Origin of the sequence: Streptomyces capillispiralis, assembly GCF_007829875.1 — a bacterium.
Classification (GTDB): domain Bacteria; phylum Actinomycetota; class Actinomycetes; order Streptomycetales; family Streptomycetaceae; genus Streptomyces; species Streptomyces capillispiralis.
In genome coordinates this window covers 5,052,025-5,065,620 of the sequence record NZ_VIWV01000001.1, presented here as the reverse complement: position 1 = coordinate 5,065,620, position 13,596 = coordinate 5,052,025, and the positions used below count along the sequence as shown (strand labels likewise).

Sequence of the window (13,596 nt, the reverse complement as noted above, 5' to 3'; positions counted from 1 at the left end):
AGTACGGGGATTCCAATGACGGGGTGGGACATCTCGCCGTCGGGCGTGCAGCACGTGCTCACACAGACGGCGAAGGCGGCCGAGGGCCTCTCGGACACCGGAAAGGCCCTTCAGGAGACCATGCCGAGCGCGGCGAAGTCCGCCGGCACGATCCAGCAGGGCGGCGTGGAGAAGAGCGGGGTCCAGGGGCCGGTCGCGGCGGCACTGGGCGAGTTCTTCACCGCCTACCAGGAGAAGCTGATGTACGTCGCGGTGCGCACGTCGAACTCGCTCAACGGGGCGGCCACCGCGACCAACGCGTACGTCAAGGGTGACCTGGACATGGCCGCGCAGGCCCAGGCGAACGCACTGAAGGAACCGAAGATCGACCTGCCGGGAGCGGGCGGGCAGGGGGGCCAGTGAGCGCGGACCTCATCGATCCGCAGAACATCCCGCAGTTCACCGGCGACCTGGAGCAACTGGGCATCGATTCCATGCTCCTGACGGGGGAAGCGCTCGTCTTCCGCCAGTCGGGATCGGACGTGCACACCCGGTTCCAGGGGCTGTCGTCGTGCTACACCGCGCCGGAGGCGGAGCAGTTGTTCGCCACGACGGCGCCGGTGGCGGCCAAGGCCGACGAGTTCGCCGACGACCTGGAGAAGGTGGCGGCGGCCCTCGGCTCGTACGAGACGGAGATCCAGCCGCTCGTGGCCCGGCTGAAGAGCCTCAAGCGCCGTGCGGAGGCCTTCCGGCAGCAGATCGCGGGGGACGACGACTGGCGCGAGGACGACGACAACGTCCAGCTCAACAACGACCTGATGCACGACGTCAACGCCACCACGGCGGCCTTCTGGCAGGCGGAGATCACCTGCCACAACAAGATCACCGCGCTGGTGGGCGGCTCGACGCTGATCATCGAGGACGGCGCGCAAAAGCGCCTGCTGAAGCGCGGCACCAGTACCTACGGCTTCACCGCGGACCTGCTGAACCAGTCCGAGGAACTGCCCTGGGGCAAGACCGTGGAGAAGGAGCGGCACGGGCTCGACTGGCTGGGCCACCAGATCATGGAGTTCGGCAAGGGCTTCGTCGTCGACGGGGTGTGGGGCACGATCCGGGGCCTCGGAACCCTCGTCGGCGTGGACGGCTGGGACGCGGCGGGCGAGGCGTGGAAAGGGCTCGGCAAGCTCGCGACCGGCGTGCTCATCACCGCGATACCCGTGGTCGGAGTGGCGTACTGGCAGATGCCCGAGGACAAGCTGCCCTCCTATCTGCGCGACTCCCGCACCACGGTCAAGGAGGCGGGCAAGGCGCTGGTCGCCTGGGACCAGTGGGGCGAGAACCCCGCACGGGCGGGCGGCGCGGTCACGTTCAACGTCCTGACGACCGTCTTCACTGGAGGCGCCGGAGCGGCGGCGAAGGGCGGCGCGGTGGCCCGCACGGTCGGCGCGCTCGGCAAGACGGCCCGGCTCGTCGATCCCATGACGTACCTGGGCAAGGCCGCGAAGTTCGGCACGGTCAAGGTCACCGACCTGTTCGCCGGCCTGCGGGGCGTCCACGCGGGCGCCTACGACGACATCCTCGCCGGGACGGGGCGCGTCCAGCCCGACGGCAGCGTGGTGCGGGTCGCCGACGACATGCCGGTCATCCGCGACAACGTGGTGGAGTGGCCGGACGGCACCCGGCTGAACCTGGACGACGGCTCGGTCGTCCGCGCGGACGGCACGGCGGCCCCGGCGAAGGTGGAACTGTCGGCGGCGGACCGGGACTTGCTGGAGCGGAGCCTGCCGCACGAGGAGGGCGCGCTCGTCGGGGCGGGCGACCGGGCGGGCGCACACGGTGACTCTCGACCGACGGCCAGTCACACGGAGCCCCCTCGCCGAGACGGCGGTTCCATCCCTGCGGCGGCGCACGGACCGGGCGGTGAAGGCGGGAGTAGCCATTCCTCGGACACTCCGCATGACAGGTCGTCACACAGCTCGTCGCCCGATCAGCCATCGGGACACCCTCGGCCCGCGGGCCCCACGGGGACCGCGTCGCACGGTGGAGCCGACGGGAACGGCAACGGTGGCGACCCGGGAGACATTCCCTCCGCCGGCAGCGAACCAACCGCGAAGGAGTGGAAGGCCGGCGACGACATCGTCGGAACGGCCCGGGGCAGGACCCTTCTGTACCCCAACTACCGTCACGAGCTGAGTGGGGTGCGTGGTGGTGCACCGGACACGGAGAACACCGTGATCCTTCCGGAGACAAGGCCGTTGGTTCGCCAGGACATTGCGGAAATAGCCGCCGGTCGAGCACACTTCGAAGCCGATACACAACGCTATCTCGTGAACGGCAGGCGGTACGCCATCGAACCCCATGGCCGCGTATTTCCGGTCGACGGACCTGGATTCGTGCAGATGAACCGTGTCGAGTACACGGCTCTCAAGCACATCATGCGCGCCCAGGGAGACATGAGTAAGCTGCAGACCATGTTCAGTAAAGCGCCTCAATTCCGGGAGAACCCAGAGGCTGTACAAAAGGCACTAACCCTCTACCGGAAGTACTACTCGTGATGTACCACTTGATGGTTCGCTCCAGTGATGCGCCGACACGCCTGCCCGTGATTCTCGCCGAGGTGTTCCACGTCGCACTGGAACAGACAGATGTATCGGCAGGATCGGAGTATGACGACCGGAACTGGGATGCTGTCGTCACCTGCGAGTACGAGCGCCTGCAGGGCGACTTGGACTGGTCCTTCAGCATCTATGCGGCCAACGAGGTCGAGCGTCGGCCAACAGAGGCGGAGTTGGCCTCGTCGGTGGCCCAGCGCCTCTCTGCGCCGGTTTTCACGGCCTGGGACGCCAGGTTCCCGTGGGTCCGCGGCGCAGCCCTGCCGGACGGCTCCTTCACGCTGGCACGGGTCCTGCAACCGGAGGACGACAGTCCCGCATACGTTGTCGACGCCGCAGAGTCGAGGATTCCGGGGCTTCCGAACGTTCTCGTGATGCAATTCCCGGAATCGGTACGCGCATATGAACTCCCCACCCCGATCACCGACTCGGTCGAGGAAGCGGAGCTCGCCAAGGAAGCGTCGGATCTTGCCGGTCTTCTGAGAAACTGGGAGCGCCTGTGCTCACGGCTTAGTTCCGGCTTCCCCCCTCACGGATGGTTTCCGGCGGATCTGTATCGCGAGGACCTGGAATACCGGGACCGCCTCGGAGAAGCACTGGACAGGCTTTCCCCCAAAAATACGGCGCGCGCGGCCAGAGACGCCCTGGAGCAACTCGACGAGGTGTACAGGCGCTTCACCGTCGATGATGGCGGACAGGCACTCAGCTCAGCCCTGGGCGGGGGGATCACGAGCTTGCCGAGCCTCCCGTGGTACTGGCATCGCCGCCCGCCCCGCCTGCCTTGGTCCGAGAACACCGAGCAAGAAGCAGGCCCTGCCGACGACGGGACCAGCACCCCGTGAGCAGTACCGACAGGACGAGGACGGTCGGCCGACGAAGAGATGGCGCCTGGATGACCACACGTAGATGTGCCGCAAGGACATCGGCCGTCCTGGCCGCGACGTGTCTTCCCAGGTCACAGGAAGGGCGGAGCGGGATCGACATGATCGGTCTCGATCTGAGCGGGGCGGATCTCTCCGGTGAGGTCTTTCACGAGTCCTGGTTCACCGATGCCAAGTTGGTCGGGGCCAGGCTCGTCGGCGTGGATCTCTACCGGTCCGACGCCGAAGGGGCCGACTTCTCCGGAGCCGACCTGACACGGGCGTCGTTGGTGCGTGTCAACCTTGATGACGCGGTGTTCCGGGGGGCGGTTCTCGACGGCGCCGACCTGGTCAAGGCATCGCTGTACGGGGTCGACGCCTCGGCCGCCTCACTTCGGGGAACCCGCCTCATGGGCGCCTCACTGATCGACGTCAACTTCTGCGGATCGGACCTTTCCGAAGCAGTCGTCCAGGAGAACACCTTCAAAGTCACCGTGGACGAGAAGACCGACTTCACGGGAATGACCGGCACCGTTTTCGGCCCTGTCCACATGATCGGTCGGGATGGCCAGAAGGAGATCGGCGGGGCCGATCTGGAGCGATGGCTGCGGGAACGTGGCGGCGATGTGCGTGTGCTGGAAGGTCGGAGGTGAACGGGTTGTCGATCAGTGTGTTGCGGCCTCCGCTGGAAGGTAGTCACCCGAATCCAGACGAGCTCCGGCAAGAGATCAACGAGAGAACCCTCCGTCGCGTCGAGCGTCTTGAGACATACCCGCAGAGCTTCGGCCTGACCTTCAGCAGTGCTGTGTCCAGCGCCAGCCTGCAGACGCTGGACGATCCCACCGCCGACAAACTGGAGACGTGGGAAGCCTGGGTCATGGCGATGCAGGTCGGGTCCGCCCTGTTCGCCTCGGCGACCGCTCCCGAGGGCTCCACCGTCGAGTGCGTGATCGGCCACGAGGTGCGGACGATCCCCGCCGTGGGGATCACGCATTTCGTGGACGCGGGTACCTGGCTGGAGGCCTTCTGGCTGGCGGTCGTCTGCCGGGACCAGGTGCGGGTGACCCAGTTGTGCGAGGTGCCGGTCGAGACGCTGCGGGCCTCCGGCGCCGTCTTCGAGGAGTACATCTACCACTGGGTCGACGTCCTCCAGACGTACTGGCTGGAGCGGCCGGGACTCGGGGACAAGCTCGTCGCCGCGTTCGAGGGGACCGACCCCGACCGGCTGCGTTTCCTCGACCGCGAGACCATGCTCAAGGTCCTGTATCCGCCGATCAATCTGTTCTACCGCTTCCTCGGCGGGGACGCGGATCAGTTCAACGCGGCCTTGGTCCAGGCACTGGAGCTTCACAAGGAGTACTGGACGGCGAACGAGGAGCGGGAGGAATCCGGTGACGGCGACATCCCTCTCGCGATCCTCGCCATCACCTGCCTCGCCCACGACGCCGGACGGCCCGTCGAGGTCGAGTCGGAGTATCTGCCCGAGCACCTGCTCAAGCGGAGCTGGCTGGGAGAGTTCCCCACGTGACACGAGGTGAGCGAGCGGCATGACCGCCCAGGACTACGACAGCCAGCTCCTGGAGTCCGTTTCCGTGCGGCGACGGCGGTTGCGGGACGCCCTGTTGTTCGGGGCGCGGCGGCAACGGCGTGCCGCGGACGAGCGGATGGGCAAGGTACTCGCCGGCATGGTGATCGCGGCCGTGCTGTGCGCGGGGTGTGTGGGGTGGTCGTTCGTGTCCCACCGGCTGATCGGGCAGGACAGCGCGTACTCTCCCGGCGTTTCCACGCCCTCCAATAGTCCTACGAGCCGGTGATAGGTTCGCGAACGTGATGTCTACGGGGGCCTTGAGCAGGGAAACGGCCGGGGGGCCGAAGGTGTTGAGCCGGGTCACGCTCGTCGGTGAGCGGCGCCGCGTCGACCTCGTGCTTCCGGCGCGGGAGCCGGTCGGGCTGCTGCTGCCCGAGATCATGCGGTTGCTGGACGACCGCGCGGAGGGGCGGCCCGCCTCGCGTCAGCTCGTCACGGTGGACGGCTCCGCGCTCGATCACGACAGCACACTGGAAACGGCGGGCGTCCGCGACGGCGCCGTGCTGCGTCTCGTCCGCGCGGAGGACGCCCCGCCCGCCCCGGTCGTGCACGACGTCACCGACGTGGTGGCGGAGGACCTCGGTCATCGGGCATGGGTGTGGGGGCCGGCCGCCCGGCGGGTCACGTCGGGTGCCGCGAGCGTGGCCTGGGTGATCGTCGCCGCCCTGTTCGCGCGTGCGCGGTACGACGACTCGGTGGTCGCCGGCGCGCTGCTCGCCGCCGCCGGTGCGGCCGCGGTCGCCGGCGCGGTCCTGGGGCGGGTGCGCAGGCACGGGCTCGCCGCGACCCTGCTGTGTGCCGCCGGCGGGCTCGGTGTGCCGGGCGTGTGGAGCCTGGTCGACGCCGTCGGCGGGTCCTCGGCGGGCGCTCTGCGGCTCGCCGGGGTGGCCGCCGTCGGCGTGCTGGTCCTCGCGCTGCTCGGGCTGTTCACGCCGCTGGGGCGGGGCGGGGTCGTGGGCGCCGGTGCCGTGGCCGCGACCGCCGTCGGCTGGGAGGCCCTCGTCGCCCTGCAGTCCGGCGCCGGGACGGCGGAGCAGCAGGCGCGGGTCGGGGCCGTCCTCGGCGTCGTCTGCGTGGTGGTGCTCGGGGTGCTGCCCCGGCTCGCGCTGATGGCGTCCGGGCTCTCGGGGCTCGACGACCGCCGGGCCGGGGGTGTCTCCGTCAGCCGCCACCAGGTGTCCGCCGCCCTTGCCGCCGCCCATCGCGGTCTGGTGCTCGCCACGGTCACCGTGGCCGGGTCGGCCGCCGTGGCCGCCGTACTGGCGCTGCGGGACCCTTCCGTGTGGACGGTGCCGCTGGCCGCGCTCGTCGCGGTGGTGCTGGCCCTGCGGGCCCGGGCGTTCCCGCTGGTCGCCGAGGTGGTCGTACTGCTGGCCGCCGCGGCGGTCGTCGTCGTGCGGTTGCTGACGGTGTGGGCGGAGCGGTCGTCGGCCGCGGCACCGCTGGCCGTCTTCGCCGTGCTCGCGGTCCTGCCGCTCGTCGTGCTCGCCGTGCGGCCGGCCGAGCATGTACGGGTCCGGCTGCGGCGGGCCGGTGATCTGCTCGAATCGGTGGGGGTCATCGCGCTGCTGCCCCTGCTCGTCGGCGTGTTCGGTGTGTACGGGCGACTGCTCGACACCTTCGCTTAGGAGGCACGGCCGCATGACGCAGGGGGAGCAGAGGCGCGAGCAGCCGCCGGCGGGCGGCGGGGACTGGCAGCGGGACGTGCTGCGGGAACTGGGCGGCGGCGCCGGGGGGAACGGCCGTGCGCGGACCGGTACCGGTGACGGCAGCGGGGCGCCCCCGGTGCGGCCCGGCGAGCCCACGCTGCGACTCGTGCACCCCGCGCCCTCACGGCCCCCGGTCACGACGGCGACAGCGGCAGAGGCAGCGGGCGGGGAGGTGACGCGTCCGGCCCGCAGGGCCGGCACCACCGCGACGAGCGCGGCCCCGCGGCCCCGGAGCCCGTGTCCGGTGCCCGGGCCGCCGACGAGCCGGCACCGGAGCGGCCCGCGACGCCCTCCGTCCCCGCCCGTGACCCCCGCCTCCCCGCGTCCCCCGCGCCCGACTCCGCCCCCACCCTCGATCCCCGTCTCCTCCTCGCCCTGGGACGCCCCCTGCACGGCGACTCCGTGACCCGGCGCACGGGGAGGGCCCTGCGCAAGCTCACCTCGTCCGTGACCCAGGACGTCGCCGAACAGACCCGGATCGCCCGCGAGTTGCAGCAGCCCGTCACCACGGGCCGGGTGGTGGCGGTCACCTCCATCCGTGGCGGTGTCGGCAAGTCCACCGTCTCCGCGCTGCTCGGGCGCACCCTCAACCACTACCGGCACGACCCGGTGCTGACCCTGGAGGCGGACACCGCGCTGGGCACCCTGCCGGTGCGCATGGGGGCGGAGGCGGTGCGCTGGACGTGCGCCGATCTCGCGCCGATCCTCCACCCGTCCATGCAACTGACCGACGTCACCGGCTATCTGGTGCCGGTGTCGGACGGCGGCTGGCTGCTGCCCGCCAGCCGGGGGCAGGTCGGTCCCCCGCTCGACATGACGTCGTACCGCAAGGTGACGCTCGCGCTGCGCCGCTACTTCGCCGTGACCGTGGCCGACTGCGAGACGCTGCCCGGCGAGGTGGCCCGTACGGCCATGGACACCGCGCACGCCCGGGTGGTGGTCGCGCCGACCACCGCGGAGGGCGTCGGCGCCACCCGTCAGGTGCTGGACTGGCTGGCCCGGCTGCCGCATTCCGCGCTGGCCACGACGGTCGTGGCACTGGTGTCGAACACCCCCGACACGCTCCTCGACGACCGGACGGCCGCGGGGCACCTCAAGGAGGCCGGAGTCACCGTCGTCACCGTGCCGTACGACCGTCATCTGGCCGGCGGCGGCCCCATCCGCACCGATCTCCTGGCGCATGCCACGCGGCAGGCCGTCCTGCGGCTGGCCGCCGAGGTGATGGGGCGCGCGGTGAGGGTGCGATGAGCATCCGGTCGGTGCGCCCCGGCCCGTGCCCGACCCGCCGCCGCCCTCACCCGTCCCGCCCCTCCTCCGTCACGACCCGCTCCGGAGTAGCCCGCCCGTGACCCTGAGAATCGTCCACCGGCCCGCCCGCAGCACCCGGCCCCCGGAACCCGCCCGGCCCCGTACGGTCGAGGCGCCGCCCAACCTGCCCGAGGGGAAGACCGGCAACGCGGCCACCGCCCTGCTGCCGATGGCCGGCGTCATGGGCTCCGTGGTCATGATGACCGTGATCCGCAACAGCCGGTTCGCGGTGGTCGGTGCCATCGTGCTGGTCTTCGCGCTGCTGGGCGCGGTGGCGCTGTTCCTGTCGCAGCGCGGCAAGGCGCAGCGCACCCGGCGCACCCAGCGTGAGCGCTACCTGGAGTACCTGGAGGAGCTGCGGGAGGAACTCGGCGCCGCGGAGCGGGGGCTGCGGGACGCGGAGCGTGAGCTGAACCCGGCGCCGGAGGCGCTGTACGACCTGGTGCGGGACCCCGCCCGGCTGTGGGAGCGGCGCCGCCGGGACGCCGACTTCCTGCGGGTGCGGATCGGTCTCGGTGACGTACCGGTGCGGGAGCCGGCGATCCAGCAGAGCGGCGCCGGCGGGGTGCTGACGCCGCCGGACCCGTTCATGCTCAACGAGGCGCGCGCCCTGCAGCGCCGGTTCGCCACCGCCGCCGACATGCCCTTGACCGTGCCGCTGGACCGCGCCGGGAACGTCAGCGTCGTCGGCGACCGGGAGGACGTCCTGCGGGTCGCCCGCGCCCTGCTGGTGCAGACGGCGGTGACGCACGCCCCCGACGACGTCGCGCTCGCCCTGGCCGTGCCCGGCGAGCGGCTGGCCGAGTGGGAGTGGGCGAAGTGGCTGCCCCACGTGCTGGATCCGCAGGCGCACGACGGTCCGGTGGCCGCCCGTCGCATCGCGCCCGATCTCCGGCAGCTGGCCGGGGTGCTCCGGCACGAGCTGGGCCGGCAGTCCGCGTACGCGGCGGAGGTGCGGCGCGGGCTCGCCGACCGGAACGCGCTGCGGCTGGCGGGCCGGCTGCTGGTGGTCGTCGACGCCCACGGCGAGCCGGCCGCCGAACTCCCGCGCCCGGACTCGGCCGTCGGCCTGCCGGACATGGGGGTCACCGTGCTGCACCTGCTCCAGGAGCAGGTCCACGAGCCCGACGAGGTGAGCGTGCGCATCACCGTCCACGGCGAACGGGTGGTCGTCGAGGACCTGCGGCGTCCCGCCGACGAGGGCACCACCGCACCGGTCACCGCCGCCGAGGGCACCGTCGACCCGATCACCGCGGCCGGGGCGGAGGGCCTCGCCCGGCTGCTGGCCCCGCTGCGGCTGTCCCCGGAGTCCGCCGCCGAGGGAAGCCCCGTCACCGGGCCGGTCGACTTCCCCGCGCTCCTCGGCATCACCGATCCCGCCGACCCCGACCTGTCCACGCTGTGGAAGCCCCGCGGCGAACGCGACTTCCTCCGCGTGCCCATCGGCGTCACCGACCGTCACGAGCCGGTCCTGCTGGACCTGAAGGAGTCCTCCCAACTCGGCATGGGCCCGCACGGACTGTGCGTGGGCGCGACCGGTTCGGGCAAGAGCGAACTGCTGCGCACCCTCGTCCTCGCCCTGGCCGCCACCCACTCCCCCGAGCAACTGGCGCTCGTCCTGGTCGACTACAAGGGCGGCGCCACCTTCGCCCCCTTCGCCGAACTCCCCCACACCGCCGGGATGATCACCAACCTGGAGAACCAGGCCGGTCTCGTCGAACGCGTCCACACCAGCCTCGCCGGCGAGGTCACACGCCGCCAGCAGGTCCTGAAGGACGCCGGCAACGTCGCCGACATCGGTCACTACGCCGAGCTGCGCGCGACGCGGAGGCCTGACCTCGAACCGCTGCCGCACCTGTTCGTCGTCATCGACGAGTTCGGTGAACTCCTCACCGCCAAGCCCGACTTCATCGACCTGTTCCTGTCCATCGGCCGCATCGGCCGCTCCATCGGCGTCCATCTGCTGCTGTCCAGCCAGCGCATCGAGGGCGGCAGGCTCAAGGGCCTGGACACCTACCTGTCGTACCGGCTGGGCCTGCGGACCTTCTCCGCCGACGAGTCCCGCACCGTCCTCGACACCACCGACGCCTTCCACCTGCCGCCCCTGCCCGGATTCGGCTACCTCAAGGTCGACACCTCCACCTACGAACGGTTCAAGGCCGGGTACGTCTCCGGCGCCCACCGCGGCCCGACGGCGCGCGAGCAGGGGGGCGAGGAGCCGCTCGCCCTGCCCTACCCGGCGTACAACACCGCGGAGCGGACCGAGGAGCCGGCGGAGGAACCCGCCGCCACCCGGCGGGAGACCGGCCCGACCGTCCTGTCCCTCATGGTCGGCCGGCTCGCCGGCGCCGCCCCCGCCGTGCGCCGTATCTGGCTGCCCCCGCTGCCCGACGCCGTCACCCTGGACGCCGCCGCCGGGCCGGCCCGGGTCTCCGAGCACGGACTGCACCTGGCGCGCGCCACCGGCGGGATGCGGGTGCCGCTCGGCGTGCTCGACGACCCGGCCCGCCAGTGGCAGGGCCAGTGGGTGCTGGACCTGACCACGGCCGGCGGTCACGTGGCCGTGATCGGCGGCCCCCAGTCCGGCAAGACCACGCTGCTGCGGACCCTCGTGCTGTCCCTGGCGGTCACCCATACGCCCCGCGACGTCGCCGTGTACGGCCTGGACCTGGTCGGTGGCGGCCTGTCGGCGACGGCCGCCCTGCCGCACGTCGGCGGGATCGCCGTGCGGGCCGACCGCGAGCGCGCGGCCCGCACGGTGGCCGAGGTGCGCGCCATGCTCGACGAACGGGAGACGGTGTTCCGGGAGCACGGCATCGACTCCGTCGACCAGCTCCGCCGGCTCCGCGCCCAGGGCCGGCTGCCACAGCTCGGCTCCACCGACGTCGTCCTCGTGATCGACGGCTTCGGCGCGCTGCGCGACGACTTCGCCGACCTCGACGAGCCGGTCGCCGACCTGCTGAAGCGGGGCGGCGGCTACGGCATCCACGTGGTGGCGGGCATGCTGCGCTGGAACGACGTCCGCATCGCCACCCAGTCGCTCTTCGGCACCCGCGTCGAGCTGCGCCTGAACGACCCCGCCGACTCCTCCGTCGACCGCAAGCTCTCCGAGACCCTCTCGCCGGACGTGCCCGGCCGGGTGCTCACCGACGGCAAGCTGTTCGCGCAGGCCGCCCTGCCCCGTATCGACGGCTCGCCCACGACCGGCGACCTGGGCCCGGCCCTCGACGAGGCGGCCCGGACCGTCCACGCCACCTGGCACGGCGAACCCGCCGCCCCGGTGCGGGTGCTGCCGGCCCGGCTGCCGGCGGCCCGGCTGCCCTCGCCGGCCGCCGAACCGCGGCGGATACCCCTCGGCCTCGACCAGGACGCCCTCGCCCCCGTGCTGCTCGACCTCTTCGGCGGCGACCAGCACCTGCTGGTCCTCGGCGACAACGAGTGCGGCAAGACGAACCTGCTGAAACTGATCGTCGCCGGGCTCGTCGAGCGGTACTCCGACGACGAGCTGGTCTTCGGTGTCTTCGACCCGCGCCGCGGCCTGCGCGGCGTCGTCCCGGAGCCGTACCGGGGCGGCTACGCCCACAACGCCACGCTCGCCGCCGCCCTCTCCGAGGGCATCGCCGCCGAACTGCGGAAGCGGCTGCCGGAGACCGCCGACCCGGACGCGCCCGAGACCGGCGAACCCGCCTTCCGGGGCCCGCGGATCGTCATCCTCGTCGACGACTACGACATCCTCACCACCGCCGGACAGCAGCCCCTCGCCCCCTTCCTGCCGTACGTGTCCTCCGCGCAGGACATCGGGCTGCACTTCGTCCTGGCGCGGCGCGCCGCGGGAGCCTCCCGCGCGCTGTACGAGCCGCTGCTGACCACCCTGCGCGAGACGGGCACCACCGCCCTGGTGATGACCGGCGACCGCACCGAGGGACAGCTCTTCCCCGGCCTGTACGCCTCCGCGCAGCCGCCCGGGCGCGGCACCCTGGTCCGCCGCGGCCGGCAGCACCGCCTCGTCCAGACCGCCCTCGCCGGAGCCGAGCAGGAGGAGGAGCAGTCGTGACCAAGGACGTCATCGCCCTGACCCCGAAGATGCCGGACACCTGGGCCCTGCTGGCCGGCCTGTACGCGGGCGGGCCCGAGGCGGCCGTGACCGCCGGGTCCGCGGGCGCGGTGCTGCGGCTGTGCGCCCCGGACGGCAGGCCCCTGGTGTCCGTGGAGGCCCCGCTGCTGGTCCAGGTCCCCGGGGAGGCCGAACGGCTGCTCGGGCGGGAGGTGCCCGTGCCGTTCTGGTGGACCGAGGCCCGGGCCTCCGGCGCCGTGCCCGGGGCCGAGCGGCTGGCGGGATCGGTGTGCGGGCGGCTCGCCCTGCTGCTGGGCGGCAGCACCTGGCCCGAGTCGGCGGCGGACACCGGGGTCGTGGACGTGCGTACGGCCGTCGCGCCCGACGACGGACAGCCGGTCGTGGACGTCCTCACCGACAGCACGGCCGTCGTCCTGTACGACCGGCCCGTCCTGGCCCTGACCACCTGGCTCTCCGAGGTGCTGCGCGACACCGCCGCGTCGGACCGTGCCCTGCAGATCGTCACCCCGCCGCACGTCCGGCTCAGTGCCCCGGCCCGCGCCACGCTCCTCCAGGTACCCAACCGCTGGGTGGTCCAGGACCCGGCACAGGGCTACTACGACGGCCTGTCGGGGGCGGTGCTGCGCTGGCAGGACGGGATGTTCACGCCCGTGCCCGGGGAGGACGGCACGGTCCCGGTCGCCGAGGCGTTCGGCCGGACGGCCCCGTCGGGCGACCGGCAGCTCGTCGTGGCGTTCCGTACGACGCTCCCCGCGCACGAAGACACCGTCCTGGGGGAAGCGCTCGAGACGGCCTGGCGTGCGCTCACCGGCGCGGCGCCGACCGGGTGGGGCACCGCGGAACCGGTCAACCTGCCCTGGTCGCCGCGCCGGCTGACCGGCCTGGCCCGTGACCGGGCCCCCGAGCCGACCCATCTGATCGTGACCGGACACCCCGACCGGCCCGCGCTGGCGTGGATCCGGGTCACACGGACCACCGCCGGTGTCGAGCAGGACGTGACGCTCACCCTCGGGTACGGGGAGGACGAGGAACCGCCCCTGGAGGCGATCGAGCCCCTCGCCGGGCGTCTCGTCGCGGAGCACGGGCTGACGACGATGCTGGCCTCGGTGCGGCGGGCCTCCCGTGACCTCACCACGGCGCCCGTGCTCCAGGCGCCGCCCGTCCCGGTGGCCTTCACGCTCGGTGCGCGGGACGTGCGGGGCATCGGGCTCACCCATGCCCGCCGCCCGCCCGTCGCGGTACGGCCGGTCGTCCTGGGGCCCGCCTCCGAGCCGGCCCTGCACTACCCGCTGGGCGACGGGTCGGACGCCGGTGCCCTGGTCGAGCTGCGCCGTCTGGGGGCGCATCTGCGGGCCGGTGTGCCGGGCTCGGGGGCGGAGGTCTGACGGCACGCTCCGCGCCCGGGGGACGTGCGCCCGGCCGCGCCGGGGCCGGACGCACGTGCCCCGCGCCTCAGCGCGCGGTG

General features: G+C 72.5%; 10 protein-coding genes. All 10 read left to right on the top strand.

What is annotated here, in order from left to right:
• Positions 1-15: 15 nt before the first annotated feature.
• Positions 16-402, top strand: coding sequence for a DUF6507 family protein (locus tag FHX78_RS22030; RefSeq protein WP_145869145.1), 387 nt, complete (start codon positions 16-18; stop codon positions 400-402).
• Positions 399-2,534 (top strand): hypothetical protein, encoded by a 2,136-nt coding sequence (locus FHX78_RS22025; protein WP_145869144.1) that lies wholly within the window; start codon positions 399-401, stop codon positions 2,532-2,534. Before FHX78_RS22030 ends, FHX78_RS22025 begins: the two co-directional genes overlap by 4 nt.
• Positions 2,535-2,581: 47 nt before the next feature.
• A complete protein-coding gene (locus FHX78_RS22020; RefSeq protein ID WP_145869143.1) occupies positions 2,582-3,433 on the top strand; it encodes a hypothetical protein in 852 nt (283 codons plus the stop codon).
• 140 nt (positions 3,434-3,573) lie between these two features.
• Entirely contained in the window at positions 3,574-4,104 is a 531-nt protein-coding gene (locus tag FHX78_RS22015) for a pentapeptide repeat-containing protein (protein WP_167531820.1), read from the top strand.
• A 152-nt stretch (positions 4,105-4,256) separates the two neighbouring features.
• Positions 4,257-4,979 (top strand): immunity 49 family protein, encoded by a 723-nt coding sequence (locus tag FHX78_RS22010; RefSeq protein ID WP_229923993.1) that lies wholly within the window; start codon positions 4,257-4,259, stop codon positions 4,977-4,979.
• 19 nt (positions 4,980-4,998) lie between these two features.
• Positions 4,999-5,265: a hypothetical protein gene (locus tag FHX78_RS22005; protein WP_145869140.1), complete on the top strand. Its 267-nt coding sequence runs from the start codon at positions 4,999-5,001 to the stop codon at positions 5,263-5,265.
• Positions 5,266-5,281: 16 nt separating this feature from the next.
• Positions 5,282-6,667, top strand: coding sequence for a type VII secretion integral membrane protein EccD (eccD, locus tag FHX78_RS22000; protein WP_145869139.1), 1,386 nt, complete (start codon positions 5,282-5,284; stop codon positions 6,665-6,667).
• 318 nt (positions 6,668-6,985) lie between these two features.
• On the top strand, positions 6,986-7,996 hold the full coding sequence (locus FHX78_RS21995) for a CpaE/TadZ family protein (RefSeq protein WP_229923994.1): 1,011 nt from the start codon (positions 6,986-6,988) through the stop codon (positions 7,994-7,996).
• 97 nt (positions 7,997-8,093) lie between these two features.
• On the top strand, positions 8,094-12,110 hold the full coding sequence (eccCa, locus tag FHX78_RS21990; protein ID WP_145869138.1) for a type VII secretion protein EccCa: 4,017 nt from the start codon (positions 8,094-8,096) through the stop codon (positions 12,108-12,110).
• Entirely contained in the window at positions 12,107-13,516 is a 1,410-nt protein-coding gene (locus FHX78_RS21985) for a DUF6177 family protein (RefSeq protein ID WP_145869137.1), read from the top strand. Before eccCa ends, FHX78_RS21985 begins: the two co-directional genes overlap by 4 nt.
• Positions 13,517-13,596: the final 80 nt, after the last annotated feature.